Annotated in this window: 17 protein-coding genes; 8 read left to right on the plus strand and 9 right to left on the minus strand. The window is 60.4% G+C overall.

Features of this window, described 5'->3' with window-relative positions; genetic code table 11:
• Nucleotides 1-1,952: DUF6531 domain-containing protein (locus AC07XF_RS02660; RefSeq protein ID WP_495025285.1), on the minus strand; the 1,952-nt coding region annotated here is incomplete at its 3' end.
• A 248-nt stretch (nt 1,953-2,200) separates the two neighbouring features.
• Between AC07XF_RS02660 and AC07XF_RS02665 the strand changes: the two genes are divergently transcribed.
• Complete coding sequence (locus AC07XF_RS02665; RefSeq protein WP_495025286.1) at nt 2,201-2,896, plus strand: HAD-IA family hydrolase; 696 nt, start codon at nt 2,201-2,203, stop codon at nt 2,894-2,896.
• A gap of 120 nt (nt 2,897-3,016) precedes the next feature.
• Here the strand turns inward: AC07XF_RS02665 and AC07XF_RS02670 are convergent, their stop codons facing one another.
• Complete coding sequence (locus AC07XF_RS02670) at nt 3,017-3,763, minus strand: 3-oxoacyl-ACP reductase family protein (protein WP_495025287.1); 747 nt, start codon at nt 3,761-3,763, stop codon at nt 3,017-3,019.
• Nucleotides 3,764-3,887: 124 nt separating this feature from the next.
• On the opposite strand from AC07XF_RS02670, the gene AC07XF_RS02675 reads away from it, so the two are divergent.
• Complete coding sequence (locus tag AC07XF_RS02675) at nt 3,888-4,811, plus strand: LysR family transcriptional regulator (protein WP_495025288.1); 924 nt, start codon at nt 3,888-3,890, stop codon at nt 4,809-4,811.
• A 146-nt stretch (nt 4,812-4,957) separates the two neighbouring features.
• Here the strand turns inward: AC07XF_RS02675 and AC07XF_RS02680 are convergent, their stop codons facing one another.
• The 3 genes from AC07XF_RS02680 to AC07XF_RS02690 all read right to left on the minus strand — a co-directional run bounded on the left by AC07XF_RS02680 (nt 4,958) and on the right by AC07XF_RS02690 (nt 8,589).
• The gene (locus AC07XF_RS02680; RefSeq protein WP_495025289.1) at nt 4,958-5,686 is read right to left on the minus strand and encodes an aspartate/glutamate racemase family protein; all 729 of its coding nucleotides are present in this window, start codon (nt 5,684-5,686) and stop codon (nt 4,958-4,960) included.
• Between the two features lie 56 nt (nt 5,687-5,742).
• Nucleotides 5,743-7,284: an NCS1 family nucleobase:cation symporter-1 gene (locus AC07XF_RS02685; RefSeq protein ID WP_495025290.1), complete on the minus strand. Its 1,542-nt coding sequence runs from the start codon at nt 7,282-7,284 to the stop codon at nt 5,743-5,745.
• 564 nt (nt 7,285-7,848) lie between these two features.
• Entirely contained in the window at nt 7,849-8,589 is a 741-nt protein-coding gene (locus AC07XF_RS02690; protein ID WP_457456675.1) for a phosphoadenylyl-sulfate reductase, read from the minus strand.
• Between the two features lie 172 nt (nt 8,590-8,761).
• Between AC07XF_RS02690 and thrH the strand changes: the two genes are divergently transcribed.
• On the plus strand, nt 8,762-9,379 hold the full coding sequence (gene thrH, locus AC07XF_RS02695) for a bifunctional phosphoserine phosphatase/homoserine phosphotransferase ThrH (protein ID WP_253561814.1): 618 nt from the start codon (nt 8,762-8,764) through the stop codon (nt 9,377-9,379).
• Nucleotides 9,380-9,504: 125 nt separating this feature from the next.
• Here thrH and pabB read toward each other — a convergent pair whose 3' ends face one another.
• The 4 genes from pabB to rloA form a co-directional block, all read right to left on the minus strand.
• Nucleotides 9,505-10,848, minus strand: coding sequence for an aminodeoxychorismate synthase component I (pabB, locus tag AC07XF_RS02700; protein WP_495025291.1), 1,344 nt, complete (start codon nt 10,846-10,848; stop codon nt 9,505-9,507).
• A 189-nt stretch (nt 10,849-11,037) separates the two neighbouring features.
• The gene (locus AC07XF_RS02705; protein WP_495025292.1) at nt 11,038-12,024 is read right to left on the minus strand and encodes an alpha-L-glutamate ligase-like protein; all 987 of its coding nucleotides are present in this window, start codon (nt 12,022-12,024) and stop codon (nt 11,038-11,040) included.
• Nucleotides 12,024-13,559, minus strand: coding sequence for an osmotic stress tolerance membrane protein RloB (gene rloB, locus AC07XF_RS02710; RefSeq protein ID WP_495025293.1), 1,536 nt, complete (start codon nt 13,557-13,559; stop codon nt 12,024-12,026). Before rloB ends, AC07XF_RS02705 begins: the two co-directional genes overlap by 1 nt.
• A 5-nt stretch (nt 13,560-13,564) precedes the next feature.
• On the minus strand, nt 13,565-14,101 hold the full coding sequence (rloA, locus tag AC07XF_RS02715; RefSeq protein ID WP_495025294.1) for a retropepsin-like aspartic peptidase RloA: 537 nt from the start codon (nt 14,099-14,101) through the stop codon (nt 13,565-13,567).
• Nucleotides 14,102-14,398: 297 nt separating this feature from the next.
• Here rloA and AC07XF_RS02720 point away from each other — a divergent pair, with 297 nt between their 5' ends.
• The 5 genes from AC07XF_RS02720 (at nt 14,399) to prpF (ending at nt 21,377) form a co-directional block, all read left to right on the plus strand.
• The gene (locus AC07XF_RS02720) at nt 14,399-15,118 is read left to right on the plus strand and encodes a GntR family transcriptional regulator (RefSeq protein WP_495025295.1); all 720 of its coding nucleotides are present in this window, start codon (nt 14,399-14,401) and stop codon (nt 15,116-15,118) included.
• Nucleotides 15,115-16,005, plus strand: a complete 891-nt coding sequence (gene prpB / locus AC07XF_RS02725; RefSeq protein WP_007988902.1) for a methylisocitrate lyase — start codon at nt 15,115-15,117, stop codon at nt 16,003-16,005. The genes AC07XF_RS02720 and prpB overlap by 4 nt, the downstream gene beginning before the upstream one ends.
• A gap of 193 nt (nt 16,006-16,198) precedes the next feature.
• A complete protein-coding gene (gene prpC, locus AC07XF_RS02730; protein WP_495025296.1) occupies nt 16,199-17,326 on the plus strand; it encodes a bifunctional 2-methylcitrate synthase/citrate synthase in 1,128 nt (375 codons plus the stop codon).
• Between the two features lie 201 nt (nt 17,327-17,527).
• Nucleotides 17,528-20,122 carry a Fe/S-dependent 2-methylisocitrate dehydratase AcnD gene (gene acnD / locus AC07XF_RS02735; protein ID WP_495025297.1) on the plus strand — a complete coding sequence of 865 codons (2,595 nt, stop codon included), beginning with the start codon at nt 17,528-17,530 and terminating at the stop codon, nt 20,120-20,122.
• Nucleotides 20,123-20,186: 64 nt separating this feature from the next.
• Entirely contained in the window at nt 20,187-21,377 is a 1,191-nt protein-coding gene (gene prpF / locus AC07XF_RS02740) for a 2-methylaconitate cis-trans isomerase PrpF (protein ID WP_495025298.1), read from the plus strand.
• Nucleotides 21,378-21,395 lie beyond the last annotated feature (18 nt).

Below are 21,395 nucleotides of genomic sequence, written 5' to 3' on the forward strand. Positions count from 1 at the left end.
GCGGCGTTGCTGGCTTCGATCAGGCGCTGGCGGGCGTCGTAGCGGTAAGTCACCAGGGTCTGCTCGGTGCGCCAGGCATGCGCCGCGGGGCCACGGCGCTGAAACACCTGATAGTCGATGGCCACCAGGTGCTGGTGCTCGTAACGCAGCAACAGGGCGCGGTCGGCGCCGTTGTCCAGGCGCTGGATGCGGTCGAAATGATCGCGCTGCACGCTCAGCCGGTTGCCGTAGGCGTCGCTGATCGCTGTGAGGCGGCCGTCTCGGAAGTGGTAAAAGCGTGGGGTGTCGCCGGCCAGGGCGAGGATCAGTTCGTCCGGTTCCTCCCCCAGGTAAATCGCCGCCCGCGACAGGCTGTTGTGGATCACCGGGCGCGCCGCGGTCGGTCGCGGAAACGGCGTGCGGCGGTTTTCGTGATCGACCCAGATCACCTGCTCGCCGTCGAGTTCCAGGCGCTGCGACAGCGAATGGCTCCAGCCGAAACCCAGGCCACTGTCGAGCTCGACGGCGCTGGTGCGGTACAGGCGAGTGAAGTCGAACGGCAGGATGCCGTCGAGCGTGCCGTCGGTCAGGGTCAGCAGCTCTTCGCCGGTGACCATCGACACCGGGCATTTATTCGTCGCCGTGCGCTCGACGGTGTCGGCGCTGTCGCCGTTGGGGTTTTTCGCCTGACTCGAAACGTCTTCCCGATGTTCATGCCTGCCGAGACGGGTACTGGCGCCGGACTTTTTTCGAGCGATGGCCACCGGGTTTTGTACCTGTACAACCGGTGTGTCCGTTGCGCTGATCAGCAATGGAACCGCAGGTGCAGGTTTCAGCGGTGCATTGCGGGCACTGACCATCAACGGCTTGAGCGCGCCAGCGTGAGTGCTCAGGTCGGAACGAGTCGTCAGTTCGGCCAGTCGCAGACTGGCTGCTGCCAACCAGCGGCGTGCGCGTGCGGATTTGATCCTGTTCAGCACTTTGGCGCTCAAGCCAAGTTTCAGGCCCGCTGGCCCGGTCAGGCAGGCCAGCAGGAAGCCGATCAGGATCTCCGTACGTATTTGCGCCACGACTTCTGCGATGTACTGCGGCGGCAACATCTTCAGCCAACTGGTGAAGGCGGCCAGGTAGATGAACATCAGCGGCTCGTCGCCGAGCACCAGCAACAGATTGGCGATGGCCTCGGAGGACGCGTTCAACAACGTCGCCAGTTCTGCTTCGGTCAGGTACTCAAGGAGTTTTTCGCTGTTGGCTTGCAGGTCCGCGACCAGCGCATAGACCTGCTTTATGTCATCCCACAATCCATGCAGCGATTTCTCGAAACCATGCCAGTCGGCCCGCTGCAACGTGCGGTAGCGCTCTTTGAAATCCGCCCCGGTAAACTCTGCCCACAAAGGTTGGAATTCCGTCTCCCATTCGTTGCGCAACCAGCCTTCCAGGTCGCCGACTACGTCCTGATAGGAGTCGTAAAGCGCTTTGACGTGAGCCGCAGAAACGTTGGGGTAGAAGGTGATGCGATGGCGTTGGCCGCGCCAGCAATCGGGGATTTCAAGGATGCCGCTGGGGCCGATGGTTGCGTGAACAGGCGCGCCATACTGCGGTTCACCTTGACCTTCATTGAGCAACGGTTCGATCTTCACCGGTGTGTTGCCGATTGGCACGAAACGCGCGGCTTCGAACATATGCACCAGTGTCAAGGGACCGCTGGCGGGGCATGTGGCGACGGTCGAGCTGACGGGCGTGGTGGAGTGTTTCGGTGCGCTGAGCCGGACTTCGTTGCCGACCGTGAACACCTGCTCGACCTCCAGCATCCGGCCGGTCCAGAAGCTCTCAGCCCAAGCTTCGTAATCGTTGAGGCAGAGACGAAAATCCCCGAGCAACGCTTCGAAATCCGGTTGCTCGGGGTTCATGGCCGCGACCACCAACAGGCCGATGGTGTTGTTCAGGGCCAAAACCTTTTGGAGATCGAACATTTGCAGTCTTTCGCTTGGCGGAATGTGGAGCGCGAAACTCTGCGGGGGATCTGCAAGGAAAGAAGTCGGGAAAGGTGGCGTTTGGTGTAGGGCAATTCGCTAAATCACGGAGAGCCATTCGGCGTGGATCGGGATTTCATCGTTGCTCTATGCCAGCGGCGCTCGCTATGCTGCTGAATCCTTTAATCCATCCGGGCATTGGCCGCACGCGGGGCGCCCGGGATGCCTTAGAAAACGGATCAGATGCGATGAATGCACCACTGAAAGCATTCGGCCCGATCAAGGCCGTGATTTTCGATATGGACGGCTTGTTGCTGGACACCGAGGGCATCTACACCGAAGTCACGTCCATCATTGCCGCGCGTTACGGCCGAACGTTCGACTGGAGCATCAAGCAGAACATCATTGGCCGGGGCGCAGGGGATCTGGCCCGCTATGTGGTTGAAGCGCTCGACCTGCCGATTACCGCCGAAGAGTTTCTGGTGATCCGCGAGCCGTTGATGCGCGAGCGTTTTCCTACAGCGCAAGCGATGCCTGGCGCACAGGAGCTGGTACGGCACCTGAAGGCCAACAACATTCCCATTGCCGTGGGTACCAGTTCTTCGAGCCAGTCGTTCGGTCAGAAAACCACCTTGCATCGCGACTGGTTCGCCTTGTTCGACTTCATCGTCACCGCCGATGACCCCGAAGTGGGTGCGGCCAAGCCGGCTCCGGACATTTTCCTGACGGCGGCGCGGCGTCTGGGAGTTGCGCCCGAAGATTGCCTGGTGTTCGAGGATTCCCCCTTTGGTGTCACCGCGGCGAAAGCGGCGGGGATGACGGCAATTGCGATTCCGGATGCGGCAATGGCCGACGCAAAGTACGCACACGCGGATGGCATTCTTCGTACGTTGACGGCTTTCGAGCCGGGCGTTTTTGGTTTGCCTGTGCTTGAGTGGGCCTGACAAAAGAAAGTGTGGGAGCGGGCTTGCTCGCGAAGACGGTGAATCAGACGACATCAATGTTGCCTGACACACTGTCTTCGCGAGCAAGCCCGCTCCCACATTTGCTTTGCGTTTATCGCATCAGGCGCCGAAACCACCGTCGATGGTCAGGCTGGCCCCTGTGATGTAGCCGGCTTCAGGGCTGACGAGGTAGGCGACGAAGCTGGCGATTTCTTCGGCCTTGCCGTAACGGCCCACGGCCATCAACGGAATCAGGCTTTGCGCAAAGTCACCGTGGGCCGGGTTCATGTCGGTGTCGACCGGACCCGGTTGCACGTTATTGATGGTGATGCCTTGCGGGCCGAGATCACGGGCCAGGCCTTTGGTCAGGCCGACCAGCGCCGACTTGCTCATGGCGTACGGGCCGCCACCGGCAAAGGGCATGCGATCGGCGTTGGTGCTGCCGATGTTGATGATGCGACCGCCTTCGGTCATGTATTTGGCGGCGGCCTGGGTGGCAATGAACACGCTGCGTACGTTGATGGCCAGGGTCTGGTCGAAGTCTTCGAGTTTGAAGTCGGCTAGCGGTGCGACGGCCAGTACGCCAGCATTGTTGACCAGGATATCCAGGCGACCGAACGCTTCTACCGTAGCGGACACGGCACCGCGAATGGCATCGGCGTCGGCGCTGTCGGCCTTGATGGCCAGGGCCTTGCCGCCCTTGGCGGTGATGCTGTCTTGCAGTTCTTCAGCCTTGGCCGTCGAGCTGACATAAGTGAAGGCAACGGTCGCGCCTTCAGCAGCCAGGCGCTTGACGATGGCTGCGCCGATGCCGCGGGAACCACCTTGAATCAATGCCACTTTGCCGCTGAGGTTCTGAGTAGTCATGTCGATCTCCAAGTCCCGAGGCGAGATGTCCCGGTTGATGGAGCCTAGTATCGATTCAGGATTACATGCTGTGTAGACCATAATTGCGATAGTCTGTGTAAACCAAAAGTTTATAGTGGCGCCTATGGAAACCTTCAGCAGTATCGAATGCTTTGTGCGCAGTGCCGAGGTCGGCAGCTTTGCTGAAGCGGCGCGGCGCTTGAGCCTGACGCCGGCGGCGGTGGGTAAGAGCGTTGCCAAGCTTGAGGCGCGCCTGGGTGTCAGATTGTTCCAGCGCAGCACCCGCAGTCTGACGCTGACGGAGGCCGGTCAGTTGTTTCTCGGCGAAGTCAGCACCAGCCTGCACACGATCCAGAATGCCGTGGCCAATCTCGCCAGCGCCGGAGGGCAGCCGGCGGGTACCTTGAAAGTCAGTATGGGGACGGTATTCGGCTGCTTGTACATTGTGCCGATGCTCGGCGAGTTTTTGCGACGATTCCCGGCGATCAACCCGGACTGGCACTTCGATAACCGTCAGGTCGATCTGATCGGGCAGGGGTTCGACGCGGCAATCGGCGGCGGCTTCGAGCTGCCCCAAGGCGTGGTTGCGCGCAGGTTGAGCCCGGCGCATCGGGTGTTGGTGGCTTCGAAAGATTACCTGGAGGCACATGCGTCGATCTCCGGGCCGGAGGATCTCAAGCACCATGACGGGATTCTGATCCGCTCGCCGCAAACCGGTCGGGTGCGCTCCTGGCAATTGACCCATCGCAATCAGCAACACAGCCCGTTGACGCTCAAGGCGCGGATGACCATGAGCGATTCCGAGGCGGCCTGCGCCACGGCAGCGCAGGGCCTGGGCATTGCGCTGGTGAGCATGCCGTTTGCGGTGGGCTATCTGGAGACGGGCCGGTTGCAGCGGGTGTTGCCGGACTGGTACATCGACGACGGCTACACCTCCATCTATTACGCCGAACACAAACTGCTGCCCGGCAAGACCCGGGCATTTGTCGATTTCATCATTGAACAGTTTGCCGAGCGGGGCTTGGGGCAGAGGTTTAGTGCGGTTTGAGCCAGGTTTTAGACCGAGTTGCCCCCTTCGCGAGCAAGCCCGCTCCCACATTTGATCTGTTGTGAATGCAAAAAAATGTTCACTGGAGATCCAGTGTGGGAGCGGGCTTGCTCGCGAAGGCTGCGCCTCGGTCAACAGTTGCGAACTCAGCGGGCAAACCGCCCCGGCCAGCCAATGATGTTTTTCGGCCGTGGCGTCGCATACGTCCGCACTTTCGATGTCGACAGCCCCAACCTTACCAGGGACTCGGCAATGGTCACCGCCGCCGTCACACCGTCCACCACCGGTACGCCGGTACGCCGGCGAATCTGCTCGTCCAGCCCGGCCATGCCGCCGCAGCCCAGGCAAATCACTTCGGCCTTGTCCTGAGTCACCGCCAGCTCGGCCTGATGCACGATGGCCTCCAGTGCGCGCTGCGGTTCGTGTTCCAGTTCCAGCACTGCCAAACCACTGGCCCGCACTGAGGCACAACGGTCCCAGAGGCCGGAGAGCTTGAGGCGATCTTCGATCAGCGGCACGGTGCGGTCGAGGGTGGTGACCACGGAATAGGCGTGACCGAGAAACATCGCCGTGCTGGCGGCAGCATCGGTGATATCCACCACCGGTACGTTGAGCAGTTCCTGCAAGCCTTCGCGGCCGTGCTCGCCGTAGCCGGCCTGGATCACCGCGTCGAAGGGTTGGTCGTAGGACATCACCCGATCCATGACCGCGATGGCCGCCAGGTAACTTTCGAAATTGCCTTCAATGGAGTCGGCGCCGAAGTGCGGGGTGAGGCCGACGATTTCCGTGCTGGGTGAAGCCACGGCCTGCGCCGAGCGGGCGATGGCCTGGGTGATGGATTCGGTGGTGTTGACGTTGACCACGAGAATGCGCATGGGGAGTCCTTATTGCAGAGGGTTCTGCGGCCCGACAACGTCGGGCCGCGACAGGATCAGTGGCTGACGTTGTCGACCGCGATGGCTTCGCCGCTGATATCGGCGTAGTGCGGTTGGCGCTTGGCAATGATCAGGTAGAGCATCCCGGCGATGCCCGCACCAATCAGCCAGGAGAACGGCGATACGCTGTGGAATCCGGGCACCAGCGCCAGGACGATGGCGATCAGGGCAGCGGGAATGAACGCCGCCACGGCGCGCAAATTGACGCCGTGGCTGTAGTAATACGCGCCGTTCGGGTCTTCGCTGTACAACTGCGGCACGTTGACCTGGCCTTTGCGTACCAGCCAGTAGTCGACCATGATCACGCCGTACAACGGGCCGAGCAGGGCACCGAGGCCGGACAGGAAATACACGATCACCAGCGGACTGTTGTAGAGGTTCCACGGCAGGATCAGCACGGCGATGGTCGCGCTGATCAAGCCGGCACGGCGGAATGTCAGGTACTTGGGCGCCAGGTTGCTGAGTACGAACGCCGGGGCAACGAAGTTGGCCATGATGTTCACCGCCACGGTGACGATCAGGAACGCCAGGCAACCGAGCACCAGGAAGAACGTGTTGGGGATCGAGGCGATGATTTCGGTCGGGCTTTCGATGATCCGGCCATTGATCTGGAATTGCGCGCCGCACAGCAGGACGGTGATGCTGGCGAACACCAGAATATTTACCGGCAAGCCCCAGAAATTTCCGACTTTGATGGTTTTACGGCATGGCGAAGAACGGGCGAAGTCGCAGAAGTTGAGGATCAACGTGCCATAGATCGCCAGCCACAGTGCGCCACCGGCAAAGATGTTGCGCCACATTTCGGACCCGGTCAGTGGCTCACGGATCGACCAGGCGATAGTCGCATCGGCCTGGGTGTACATCCAAGCAGCGAGGGCGGCGACGGTCAGCAGAATCACCGGGCCGGCAAACGCCTCGTAGCGCCGCACCATTTCCATGCCATAGGCAAGGATCGCCAGTTGCACGAACCAGATTGCCACGAAACACACCCAACCCAGGGTCGACAGGCCGAGGATCGAGTTGTGGTCGTAGTCGGCGAACGCGGGATGGACCGCTGTCAACAATACGCGAAACACCACCGAGGCCAGGTACGTCTGAATACCGAACCAGGCGATGGCGATAACAGCGCGGATCAATGCAGGAATTTGCGCACCATGGATGCCGAAACTGATGCGGCTGATGACCGGAAACGGCACCCCGGTCTTCTGTCCCATGTAGCCGGACAGGTTCATGAAGCAATACACCAGCGCCGCACCGATCCCCAGGGACAACAGGATCTGCCAGCCGCCCAGGCCAAGGGCATACAGGCCGATGGCAAACGAGTAGTTGGCAATGTTGTGAACGTCGTTGGTCCACAGGGCAAAGATGCTGTAGCGGCCCCAGCGCCGACCTTCGGCCTTGGTCGGCGCCAGGTCTTTGTTGTGCAGTCGGGGACTGAGTACGACGGGGGAGTGATGGGCTTGGCTGTCGCTCGTGTGGGTGGAAAGGGGGGAGGGTAGATCCAGCGCGATATTGTTATTGGAGAGACTAGTACGCATTCCGGCAGGCTCCTGATGCTCGACGCCGCGATGACTGTGCATGAGCGTTGGCTCGACAAATCTTCGTCGCGGGTAGCGAATATCATTGGTTACGGGGCATCTGCAGCCTGTACGGGATAGGGCGCTTCAGGCTTGCGGATCTAAAGTGTGTGTATGTTTTGAATTTATTGTATACAAAACATGTATGCACTTAAGCCAAATCCATGCCAGTCGCGATTCTATAAAAAACAGTGCTCATTTCGTTTTGTTATCTGAAATAGATAACTGATTGAAAAACAGAAAATTTAAATTGACCGGTTGAACAGGTATTTATTTTTTGAGAGGGATTCGGGCGAGGCGGTGGGAAAGGAGATGTAACTTTTTGGGGCGCAGAAACTAAAAGTGCACACACGAATGGCACCTATGGTGACGTTCGTGTGTACACATTTATTGTGGATTGACGCTAACCAGTGTGGGAGCGGGCTTGCTCGCGAAGGCGGTGTATCAGTCAGTAAATGTATCGACTGACACGACGCTTTCGCGAGCAAGCCCGCTCCCACAGGGGGTATTTCACAAGGCTTGGGATCAGGCTTTCGACTTGCTGATGATATTCCCGGCATGCAACCCGCATTCTTTCTGCGTCGCTTCTTCCCACCACCAGCGGCCTTCACGCTCATGCTGGTTCGGCAGTACCGGGCGAGTGCAGGGCTCGCAGCCGATGCTGATAAAACCCCGTTCGTGCAGGCTGTTGTAAGGCAGTTCCAGCATGCGGATGTAACCCCAGATCTCTTCGCTGGTCATCTGCGCCAGCGGGTTGAACTTGTACAGGGTGCGTTCCGGGGTGGAGAACGCGGTGTCGATTTCCATCACCGCGACGGCGCTGCGGGTGCCGGGGCTCTGGTCCCGACGCTGGCCGGTGGCCCAGGCTTTCACGCCTGACAGCTTGCGGCGCAGCGGTTCGATCTTGCGGATGCCGCAGCATTCGCCATGGCCGTCCTTGTAGAAGCTGAACAGGCCTTTTTCCTTCACGAACGGTTCAAGTTTGGTGTAGTCCGGCGACACCAGTTCGATGTCGATCTTGTAGTGCTCGCGCACCTGATCGATGAAGCGGTAGGTCTCGGGGTGCAAGCGACCGGTGTCGAGGCTGAACACCTTGACGTTCTTGTTCAGCTTCCAGGCCATGTCCACCAGCACCACATCCTCGGCACCGCTGAAAGATATCCACAGCTCATCGCCGAACTCGGCAAACGCGAGTTTCAGGATGTCCTGGGCGGATTTGTTGGCATAGGTCGTGGCGAGTTCCACGACGTCGAACGTTGGGCTCATCAGGGCGGCTTCCTACAGGTCGGTGGCGCTGGGCGCTCTATATGGGTCGATGGTAACAAAAAGCTGCACGGGTCGGGGCATCCTCTGCGTTGCGCAGGCAGGCCCGAGTCGCTAGAGTTCGGCAGTCTTTTTGCTCGCTCGACTCAATAATCAATACAAATGGGAGTGTCTTGTGGAAATTGCCTGTCTGGATCTTGAAGGTGTGCTGGTCCCGGAAATCTGGATCGCCTTCGCCGAAAAAACCGGAATCGAATCCCTCAGGGCCACCACCCGGGACATTCCCGACTATGACGTGCTGATGAAGCAACGCCTGCGGATACTCGACGAGCACGGCCTGAAGCTCTCCGACATTCAAGAAGTGATCGCCACGCTCAAGCCGCTGGACGGCGCCATCGAGTTCGTCGACTGGCTACGCGAGCGCTTCCAGGTAGTGATCCTGTCGGACACCTTTTATGAGTTCTCCCAGCCGCTGATGCGTCAGCTGGGCTTCCCGACCTTGCTCTGCCATCGTCTGATTACTGACGACAGTGGGCGAGTCACTGGCTACCAACTGCGTCAGAAAGATCCCAAGCGTCAGTCGGTCCTGGCCTTCAAGAGCCTCTACTACCGGGTGATCGCGGCGGGGGATTCCTACAACGACACCACGATGCTGGGCGAAGCCGATGCCGGGATTCTGTTCCATGCGCCGGATAACGTGATCGCCGAGTTCCCGCAGTTCCCGGCGGTGCACACGTTTGAAGCGTTGAAGCAGGAGTTCATCAAGGCTTCGAACCGGACCTTGAGCCTGTAAGCACATTTCCTGTAGGAGCGAGCTTGCTCGCGATGGTCGTCAACGATAACGCGGCAAGACTGACACCCCGCGGCGTTTTCAGGTTCATCGCGAGCAAGCTCGCTCCTACAGGGGCGGGTGTGGTGTCAGAGGTTTTGCAGCGTATCGAGCAGCACCTTCACCTTGGTGATCGATTCCTGATATTCGGCCTGCCACTCGGAATCCGCGACAATCCCGCCACCGCCCCAGCAACACACCTGCCCCTCCTTGACCAGCAAACTACGGATGGCGATGGAGCTGTCCATTTCGCCGCGCACGTCCAGGTACACCAATGAACCGCAATACAGTCCGCGTCGGGTCGGTTCCAGCTCATCAATGATCTGCATGGCGCGAATCTTTGGTGCGCCGGTAATCGAGCCACCCGGGAAGCTGCCGGCGATCAGGTCCAGGGCATCGCGGTCGTCCGCCAGTTCACCGGTGACGCTGCTCACCAGGTGATGCACGTTCGGATAGCTTTCCAGGCTGAACAATTCCGGCACCCGTACCGAACCGGTACGGCAGGTCCGACCGAGGTCATTGCGCAGCAGATCGACAATCATCAGGTTTTCCGCGCGATCCTTGGGGCTGGCCAGCAATTCGGCGGCGTTCGCGGCGTCTTGCTCAGGCGTCAGGCCCCGAGGTCGAGTGCCCTTGATCGGGCGGGTTTCCACGTGGCCCTGGCTGACTTTGACAAAGCGTTCCGGCGACAGGCTGAGTACGGCAGCGCCGTCAGGCAAGCTCTGGAAACCGGAGAAAGGCGTGGGGCACGCTGCGCGCAGTGCGCAGTAAGCGGCCCACGAATCACCCTGGCAGGGCGCGCGAAACCGTTGGGCGAAATTGACCTGATAGCAGTCACCGGCCTGAATGTATTGCTGGATGCGCTCGATTGCCTGTCGGTACTCGTCAGCGCTCAAGTCGGCAGTCATCGGGGTGAGCAGTTTGAAGGGCGCGTCCACTTCCGCTGCAGGCTGGCTGAACAGGTCGGTCAGGCGCTGACGCTCACTGTCCGGCAGAGTCGGGTGGAACACCAATTGACTGGTCAGCGAATGGTGATCGCTGATCAATGCCCAGCCGTACAAGCCGAAACGTGCGTCAGGCAGTTGCAGGTCGTCCCGAGCCTGGCTCGGCAGGCGCTCCAGATGTCGGCCGAAATCGTAGCTCAGATAGCCGATCAATCCACCGGCAAACGGCAACTCGTAGGGCGCCGGCAGAGCAGCTTCGCCCAGGCGTGTCAGGTTTTCGCGCAGGCGTCGCAGGAAATCGTCGCCACTTTCGTCGGGCGATACCGCCAGTTGTTCCAGCGGCCAGGCGCTGAGCAGGTCATAGCGACCGCGGTCCGCGCCGGGGCGACCGCTGTCGAGCAGCACGGCGCCGGGGGCATGACGAATCGCCGCGAAGTACTCGGCGGGGTTGGCACGATAGGGCAGCGGGTGTACGGAGCAGGTCAACATGGGTGGGGGAGATCAGCCATCGAGGCGGGGTGGCGATTGTAGTCCCCTCGGAGAATTGCTCCTAGAGGGGGATGTAGTTGTAGGAGCGAGCTTGCTCGCGATGGACGTGAACGAAGACGGGGGTTGCCTGGATAATCGCGGCGCCCTGAAATCCATCGCGAGCAAGCTCGCTCCCACAGGAGAAGGGCCTCAACCCTCGACCGCAGGAATATGCCCAAACATTTCTTGAACAAACGCCACGCGTTCCCCGACGGTTTCAGTCACGCCACGAGCCTTCAGGTCTTCCAGTCGCGCTTCCACCGCATGAGTACGCCTCGTCAGGCCGCAGTCATTGGCAATCTGGATATTCAGCCCTGGCCGGGCATTGAGCTCAAGAATCAGCGGGCCTTTGTCCTGGTCCAGGACCATGTCGACACCGATGTAGCCCAGCCCGCACAACTCATAACAGCCAGCGGCGAGTTTCATGAAACCGTCCCAGTAGGGCAGTTGCACACCGTCCACGGCGTTGGTGGTGTCCGGGTGTTTGTTGATGATGTTGTTCAGCCAGGTGCCACGCAGCGTCAGCCCCGTGGCGAGGTCGACACCGACGCCGATGGCGCCCTGGTGCAGGTTGGCCTTGCCGTTGGACTGGCGGGTCGGCAAGCGCAACATGGCCATGACCGGGTATCCCATCAGTACGATGATGCGGATGTCCGGCACGCCTTCGTAACTGATGCTCTTGAAGATCTGGTCCGGGGTCACGCGGTACTCGATCAGCGCCCGGTCACGGTGGCCGCCGAGGGAGTACAAGCCGGTCAGGATGCTGGAAATCTGGTGTTCGATTTCCTCGTGGCTGATGATCTTGCCGGACACCGTGCGGTAACGACCCTCGAAGCGGTCGGCGATCACCAGAATGCCGTCGCCACCAGCGCCCTGCGCCGGTTTGATCACGAAGTCACTGCGTCCGCCGATGATCTCCTCGAGATTATCGATTTCCTTTTCGGTGGAGATCACGCCATACAGCTCGGGTACATGGATGCCGGCAGCGATGGCGCGCTCCTTGGTGATGATCTTGTCATCGACGATCGGGTACAGGCTGCGCTTGTTGTACTTGAGCACGTAGTCCGCGTTGCGCCGATTGATCCCCATGATGCCCTGGGCTTCCAGGGCCTTCCAGGTCTTCCAGAAGCCGAACATCAGGCGTCAGCCTTTTTCAGGAAGGCCTTGAAACGCACCAGTTCGGTCAGGCGATAACCGCGATAACGACCCATGGCCAGCATGAAGGCCACCAGGATCAGCAGGATCGCCGGGAAGGTGAACACGAAGTACACCAGTTCCGGCACGGTCATGATCAGGTGCGCCAGGGACGCGGCGAACAGCGTGCCGATCGCCACTTTCATGGCATGGCCACCGCCGCGTTCTTCCCAGGTGATCGACAGGCGTTCGATGGTCATGGTCAGGATCACCATCGGGAACAGCGCCACCGACAAGCCGCGCTCCAGGCCGAGTTTATGGCTGAACAGGCTGATCGCCGCAATCAACACCACCACGAACGTCAGCACCACCGACAGCCTCGGCAGCATTTGCAGTTTCAGGTGTTCGAGGTAGGAGCGCAGTGACAGGCCCAGCGCCGTGATGATGGTGAACAGCGCGATACCGAAGCCGAGCTGGGTTTCGCGGAAGGCCAGGGCGATCAGCACCGGGGTGAAGGTACCCAGGGTCTGGATGCCAATCAGGTTGCGCAGGATCAGGATCACCAGCACGCCGATCGGGATCATCACCATGATCATGAAGGTCCGCTGGGTTTCCAGCGGCAGGCCGTACAGCGAGTATTCGAGGAAGTTGGCGTCAGTGTTTTCGTCGGTCAGCTTGGCGAGGCGAATGGCGTTCATTTCGCTGTTGTTCAGGCTGAAGGTCACGTTGGCTTTCTTGCCGCCATCGACGGTGATCAGGTTTTCGTCGCCGGTCCACCACTGCAGGCGGTCGGTCGGCAGGCCCTGTTCACCGGTTTCCGGGTTGAAATACAGCCAGTCGGTGCCGTTGAAACTGCGCAGCCACAGTTCCGGCATTTGCGGTTGGTCGGCCACCAGGCGGATGGTGTGGACTTTTTCGATCGGGACGTGGGCGATGGACAGCAACAACTCGACGATTTTCGCCTTGTGCGCGGTGGATGGATCACCGGCCAGCAGCAGTTTCACGTTGTCGTCATTGAGGTTGTTGACCCGCTTGATGGCTTCGCCGACGAAGGTTTCGACGTCGGCCGAGTGTTGGCGAATCGGTGCAAGCAGGGCTTCGGCGGCGATTTTTTCCGGGCCTTCGATGGCCATGCTGTCGCGGAAGGTCGGGCCTTTGATCTTGGCTTTTTCGCCGGAGTAACGCTTGGTCAGCACGAGGCGGTAATACAGCGTCTGATTGCCTTTGGCCCGGCGTGCCGACCAGGTGACCTTGCGATTGCCGTCGACCCGGTTCACGGCCACGCCGTAGTTATTGGAGATGAAGCTCTCGTTGAGACTGACGAAGTCGCGGCTCAGCGGCGGCACGAACATCTGGATCTTGACCGGGTCCTTGGCACTGGCGACGAACTCGACTTTGGCGTCGATGTTCCACAGGTCGTCAGTGGCGTCTTCGGTCACGGGGATGCCCAGTACGAAGATCTGATAGGCCGTAACTGAAATACCCAGCACCACCAGGATGGCGATCAGCAGTTTCAGATGAAGGGTAAGAGAGCGCATTTGAATTACTCGGCGGTATGAGCGTCGGTGGTGCAGGCGGGTTTGCCAGCAGCATATTTAAGGCTGGGGTCAACCAGTGCATCGAAGCGTTTGAGCGCTTCGGAGCCAATCAGTAACGGGTATTGGAAGGCGCTGCGGTCGGTGAGGTTCACTTCGATGCTGCGCAGGGCCGAGCCCATGCAGATGTCCAGTTCGATCACCGGGCGGGCGGTGTACTTCTTGCCTTCCTCGGGGTCGTAGTCACCGGCCCGGCGCTTGATCTTGCTGACACGGGCCAGCGGGCGTTCGATCGGGTGCGAATGGGCGGTGTCAATGGCCAGGTAAAAACGCACCCACGACTCGCCGTTGCGTTTGAAGCGTTTGATATCCCGCGCACTCAGGGAAGCGGTTTTCGCCCCGGTGTCGAGCTTGGCGGCCACTTCCAGATCGATGCCATTGAGCGATGCGTACTCATTAAGGCCATACACGGTCTTTTCCCCGGCCATTACGAATCCGGGCAGGCATAGGAAAAAAAGGAAGGTGGGGAAGGGCTTGAGTCTCATAAATCCTGATGCGCAGCGGTCCGACTTGATTCAAGGCCCTGGCATCGCTGCGCAAGCTCCCTCGTATGCCTATCAAGGTTTTATGACAGGCAGTGCAGATGTGACAAACAAATGCGGGCGGCATTCTAGCACGGTGGTCTGATGGCGCCAGCGCTGGCCGGTGGCTATAAATAGATGGGTTGCTTCGTTATGGTGCAGCCGGTTATCAGAAGATTGTCGACAATATCGATTTAACCTTTGACTGTGTCGCCTGTATTCGTTAGTTTTTGCGGCATTGGCTCACAAGGTGTCGACAATATGCTGGATCAACTCGATCCCCCGGTTTTAGCGCAAGACGATACGGAAACCCTGTCCGAGAACGTCTTCCGACGCATTCAGGCGGCTATCGTCAAAGGCGAGATCGCGCCGGGAAGCAAAATTTCCGAGCCGGAACTGGCGCGCACCTACGGCATCAGCCGTGGCCCGCTGCGCGAGGCCATCCACCGTCTGGAGGGCCAGCGCCTGCTGGTTCGCATACCGCATGTCGGCGCGCGGGTGGTGTCGCTCAATCATGCTGAGCTGCTTGAGCTTTATGAAATCCGCGAATCCCTGGAAGGCATGGCCTGTCGCCTGGCCGCCGAGCGCATGAGCCTCGAAGAAATCGACGAGCTGCGTCGGGTCCTGGAAACCCATGAGCGTGATGAGGCATTCCAGGCAGGTCGGGGCTACTACCAGCAGGAAGGCGATTTCGACTTCCATTACCGAATCATCCAGGGCAGCGGCAACCGCACGCTGACCCAAATGCTCTGCGGCGAGCTCTATCAACTGGTGCGCATGTACCGCATCCAGTTTTCCACCACGCCCAATCGCCCGCACCAGGCGTTCGCCGAGCACCACCGCATTCTCGATGCCATCGCCGACCGTGACGGTGAACTGGCCGAGTTGTTGATGCGCCGTCACATCGGCGCCTCCAAACGCAATATCGCCCGTCACTACCAGGACGGCGTCAACCCGACAGCCAAACGAGGTGAGTCATGAGTTTGAACAAGAGCACACCAGGCCAGCGTTTCCGCGATGCGGTCGCCAGCGAACATCCACTGCAAGTGGTCGGTGCGATCAACGCCAACCACGCGCTGCTGGCCAAGCGCGCCGGTTTCAAGGCGATCTACCTGTCGGGTGGCGGGGTGGCTGCCGGCTCCCTTGGCGTGCCTGACCTGGGCATCACCGGCCTGGATGACGTGCTGACCGACGTGCGTCGTATCACCGACGTGTGCGATCTGCCATTGCTGGTGGACGTGGACACCGGTTTCGGTTCCTCGGCGTTCAACGTCGCTCGTACCGTCAAGTCGATGATCAAGTTCGGCGCGGCGGCGATTCACATCGAAGACCAGGTCGGCGCCAAGCGTTGCGGCCACCGTCCTAATAAAGAGATCGTGACCCAGCAGGAAATGGTCGACCGTATCAAAGCAGCCGTCGATGCGCGTACCGATGACAGCTTTGTGATCATGGCCCGTACCGACGCCCTGGCAGTGGAAGGTCTGGAGTCTGCCCTGGATCGCGCCGCCGCGTGCATCGAGGCCGGCGCCGACATGGTGTTCCCGGAAGCCATCACTGAACTGGAAATGTACAAGCTGTTCGCCAGCCGCGTGAAAGCGCCGATCCTGGCCAACATCACCGAGTTCGGCGCGACGCCGCTGTACACCACCGAACAACTGGCCGCTGCCGATGTATCGCTGGTGCTGTACCCGCTGTCGGCGTTCCGCGCCATGAACAAGGCTGCAGAAAACGTCTACACCGCAATCCGTCGCGATGGCACGCAGCAGAATGTCATCGACACCATGCAGACGCGCATGGAGCTTTACGATCGCATCGACTACCACACCTTCGAGCAGAAGCTCGATGCGTTGTTTGCGTCAAAAAAATAATGAAAACCCTGTAGCAGCTGCCGAGCCTGCGAGGCTGCGTTCGAGGCCGAAGGACTCGCAAATCCGGACAATCGTGCGGGCAGGTTTTACGACTGCTGCGCAGCCGGACGCCGGCTTCGCCAGCTGCTACAGAGAGCGATGTAAATTTAATAAATTTGCCGATTCCCTAAAAAATTCAAGATTGGAGACTGCAATGGCCGAAGCAAAAGTACTCAGTGGCGCCGGGCTCCGTGGCCAGGTTGCCGGGCAAACCGCACTGTCCACCGTGGGCCAGTCGGGTGCCGGTCTGACTTATCGTGGTTACGACGTTCGTGAACTGGCGGCTGACGCACAGTTTGAAGAAGTCGCTTACCTGCTGTTGTACGGCGAACTGCCGAGCAAGGCGCAACTGAACGCCTACATCGCCAAGCTGAGCAAGCTGCGTGACCTGCCGCAAGCGCTCAAAGAAGTGCTGGAGCGCATCCCCGCCGACGCCCACCCGATGGACGTGATGCGCACTGGCTGCTCGTTCCTGGGCAACCTCGAGCCGGAGAACAACTTCTCCGAGCAGCACGACAAAACCGACCGCCTGCTGGCCGCGTTCCCGGCGATCATGACTTACTGGTATCGCTTCAGCCATGAAGGCAAGCGCATCGACTGCGTGAGCGACGAACAGTCCATCGGCGGCCACTTCCTGCACCTGCTGCACGGCAAGAAACCAAGCGATCTGCATGTCAAGGTGATGAACGTTTCGCTGATCCTCTACGCGGAGCACGAGTTCAACGCGTCGACCTTCACCGCACGTGTTTGCGCGTCGACCCTGTCCGACCTGTATTCGTGCATCACCGCGGCCATCGGCTCGCTGCGTGGCCCGCTGCACGGCGGTGCCAACGAAGCGGCGATGGAAATGATCGAGCGCTTCTCGTCGCCGGAAGAGGCGATCAAAGGCACCCTCGGCATGCTCGAGCGCAAGGACAAGATCATGGGCTTCGGCCACGCGATCTATAAGGACAACGATCCGCGCAACGAGGTGATCAAGGGCTGGTCGAAGAAACTCGCTGACGAAGTGGGCGACAAGGTGTTGTTCCCGGTATCCGAGGCCATCGACAAGACGATGTGGGAGCAGAAGAAACTGTTCCCGAACGCCGACTTCTACCATGCCTCGGCGTACCACTTCATGGGCATCCCGACCAAGTTGTTCACGCCGATTTTCGTCTGCTCGCGCCTGACTGGCTGGGCCGCCCACGTGTACGAACAACGTGCCAACAACCGCATCATCCGTCCAAGCGCCGAATACACCGGCGTTGAACAGCGCAAGTTCGTGCCAATCGAACAGCGCTGAATGGTGGAGGCCAACGCGGGTTACTGAGTGAACCGGTGACCCTGTAGGAGCTGGCTTGCCAGCGAAGACGATTTGTCATTCAACCTTCATGTTGACTGATCCACCGCATTCGCTGGCAAGCCAGCTCCTACAGAGGTCCGTTTCAATTCAGTACCGGTGCCAGGTCCCACCTTTTGTAACTACCGTGACCGAGTCCTGACGATGAACACACAATTCCGTAAACCACTACCCGGCAGCCACCTGGATTACTTCGATGTCCGCGCAGCGGTCGAGGCGATCCAGCCTGGCGCCTACGACACCCTGCCGTACACCTCCCGTGTGCTGGCGGAAAACCTTGTGCGTCGCTGCGACCCGGCCACGCTCACCGAATCCCTGAAGCAATTCATCGAGCGCAAGCGCGACCTCGACTTCCCGTGGTTCCCGGCCCGCGTGGTGTGCCACGACATTCTTGGCCAGACCGCGCTGGTGGACCTCGCCGGCCTGCGTGACGCCATCGCCCTGCAAGGCGGCGACCCGGCGCAAGTCAACCCGGTGGTGCCGACGCAGTTGATCGTCGACCACTCCCTGGCCGTCGAGCGCGGTGGCTTCGATCCGCAAGCGTTCGAAAAAAACCGCGCCATCGAAGACCGTCGCAACGAAGACCGTTTCCACTTCATCAACTGGACCAAGAAGGCGTTCAAGAACGTCGACGTGATCCCGCCAGGCAACGGCATCATGCACCAGATCAACCTGGAGAAAATGTCTCCGGTGATCCAGGTGCGTGACGGCGTGGCCTTCCCCGACACCTGCGTCGGCACCGACAGCCACACCCCGCACGTCGATGCGCTGGGCGTGATCGCCATCGGTGTCGGTGGCCTCGAAGCCGAAAGCGTGATGCTCGGCCGCGCATCGTGGATGCGTCTGCCGGAAAGCGTTGGCGTCGAATTGACCGGCAAGCTGCAACCGGGCATCACCGCCACCGACATGGTGCTGGCGCTGACCGAGTTCCTGCGCAAACAAAAAGTCGTTGGCGCATGGCTGGAGTTCTTCGGCGAAGGCGCCTCTGCGCTGACTCTCGGCGACCGCGCAACCATTTCCAACATGGCCCCGGAATACGGCGCCACCGCGGCAATGTTCTACATCGACCAGCAGACCATCGACTACCTCAAACTCACTGGCCGTGAAGACGAGCAGGTGCAGTTGGTGGAGAACTACGCCAAGCAGATCGGCCTGTGGGCTGACAGCCTCAAAGGCGCGCAATACGAGCGCGGCCTGACGTTCGATCTGTCCTCTGTGGTGCGCAACATGGCCGGCCCGAGCAACCCGCACGCCCGTGTGGCGGTTTCCGATTTGGCCGCCAAAGGCATCGCCGGTCAGTGGGACGATGTGCCGGGGCAAATGCCGGACGGCGCGGTGATCATCGCCGCCATCACCAGTTGCACCAACACCAGCAACCCGCGCAACGTGATCGCCGCCGGCCTGCTGGCGCGCAACGCCAACAAGCTCGGCCTGACCCGCAAGCCGTGGGTCAAATCGTCGCTGGCACCCGGCTCGAAAACCGTGGCGCTGTACCTCGATGAAGCCGGCTTGACCGACGAGCTGGAACAGCTCGGTTTCGGCGTCGTGGCCTTCGCCTGCACCACTTGCAACGGCATGTCCGGTGCACTGGATCCGGTGATTCAGCAAGAGATCATCGACCGCGACCTGTACGCCACTGCCGTGTTGTCCGGCAACCGTAACTTCGACGGCCGGATTCACCCATACGCCAAGCAAGCGTTCCTCGCTTCGCCGCCATTGGTGGTCGCCTATGCGATTGCCGGCACCATCCGTTTCGACATCGAGAAGGATGTGCTGGGCGTGGTTGATGGCAAGGAAATTCGCCTGAAAGACATCTGGCCAAGCGACGAAGAAATCGACGCAGTGGTCAAGGCGTCGGTGAAACCGGAACAGTTCCGTCAGGTATACATCCCGATGTTCGCCATCCACGAAGACACCGGCCCGAAAGTCGCGCCGCTGTACGAGTGGCGTGAAATGAGCACCTACATCCGTCGTCCGCCGTACTGGGAAGGCGCGTTGGCCGGTGCGCGTCCGCTCAAGGGTATGCGCCCGCTGGCGGTACTGCCGGACAACATCACCACCGATCACCTGTCGCCGTCCAACGCGATCATGCTCGACAGCGCCGCCGGCGAATACCTGGCGAAAATGGGCCTGCCGGAAGAGGACTTCAACTCTTACGCCACGCACCGCGGTGACCACCTGACGGCGCAGCGCGCGACCTTTGCCAACCCGAAACTGTTCAACGAAATGGTTCAGGAAAACGGCAAGGTCAAGCAGGGCTCGCTGGCCCGTGTCGAGCCGGAAGGCAAAGTGATGCGCATGTGGGAAGCCATCGAAACCTACATGGATCGCAAGCAGCCGCTGATCATCATCGCAGGTGCCGACTACGGCCAGGGTTCGTCCCGCGACTGGGCGGCGAAGGGTGTGCGTCTGGCGGGTGTGGAAGCGATTGCCGCTGAAGGTTTCGAGCGCATTCACCGCACCAACCTGGTGGGCATGGGGGTGTTGCCGCTGGAGTTCAAGCCAGGCACCAACCGTCACACCCTGGCCATCGACGGCAGCGAAACCTACGACGTGATCGGTGATCGCACTCCGCGCGCCGAGCTGACGCTGGTGATCCATCGCAAGAACGGCGAGCGCGTCGATGTGCCGGTGACCTGCCGCCTCGACACCGCCGAAGAAGTGTCGATCTACGAGGCCGGTGGCGTGCTGCAACGCTTCGCCCAGGACTTCCTCGAAGAGTCGGCGGTTGCCGTCTAACACAGGCTGTACCGACACGGGACTTTGAGTCCCGTGTCTGTTTATAGAAGGAGTAACGAGCACCATGGCTCACGCAGCTCAAATCAAGATTCCAGCTACTTACATGCGCGGTGGCACCAGCAAAGGCGTGTTCTTCAGTCTCAAGGACCTGCCTGAAGCGGCACAGGTCCCGGGCCCGGCACGCGACGCGTTGCTGCTGCGCGTGATCGGCAGCCCCGACCCGTACGACAAACAAATCGACGGCATGGGCGGCGCGACTTCCAGCACCAGCAAAACCGTGATCCTGTCGAAAAGCACCAAGGCCGATCACGATGTCGATTATCTGTTCGGTCAGGTGTCCATCGACAAGCCCTTCGTGGACTGGAGCGGCAACTGCGGCAACCTGTCGGCCGCGGTCGGTTCGTTCGCGGTCAGCAACGGCCTGGTGGACGCCAGCCGCATCCCGCATAACGGCGTAGCCGTGGTTCGCGTGTGGCAGGCCAACATCGGCAAGACCATCATCGCCCACGTGCCGATCACCAATGGTGAAGTGCAGGAGACCGGCGATTTTGAACTCGACGGCGTGACCTTCCCGGCGGCCGAAGTGCAGATCGAGTTCCTCGATCCGGCAGCGGAAGAAGAGGGCGGCGGCGGTTCGATGTTCCCCACCGGCAACCTGGTCGATGACCTGGAAGTGCCCGGCGTCGGCACCTTCAAGGCGACCATGATTAACGCTGGTATCCCGACAATTTTTATCAATGCTGAAGACATCGGCTACAAGGGCACCGAGTTGCAGGGCGCAATCAATGGCGATCCGAAAGCCTTGCAGATGTTCGAAACCATCCGCGCTTACGGCGCATTGCGCATGGGCCTGATTTCCAACATCGACGAAGCGGCGAAACGCCAACACACGCCGAAAGTCGCCTTCGTCGCCAAGCCGGCGGACTACGTGGCGTCCAGCGGCAAGGCGATTGCCGCAGGTGATGTCGACCTGCTGGTGCGTGCGCTGTCCATGGGCAAGTTGCACCACGCGATGATGGGCACGGCGGCGGTGGCGATCGGCACGGCGGCGGCGATTTCCGGCACTCTGGTGAACCTTGCGGCGGGCGGTATCGAACGCAATGCGGTGCGCTTCGGCCACCCGTCCGGCACCTTGCGCGTCGGCGCTGAGGCCAGCCTGGTCAACGGCGAATGGACCGTGAACAAGGCGATCATGAGTCGCAGTGCGCGGGTATTGATGGAAGGCTTTGTGCGGGTGCCGGGCGATTCTTTCTAACCGACAGTAATCCCTGTA

The sequence above is a fragment of the Pseudomonas sp. GW821-FHT01C01 genome (assembly GCF_059422645.1).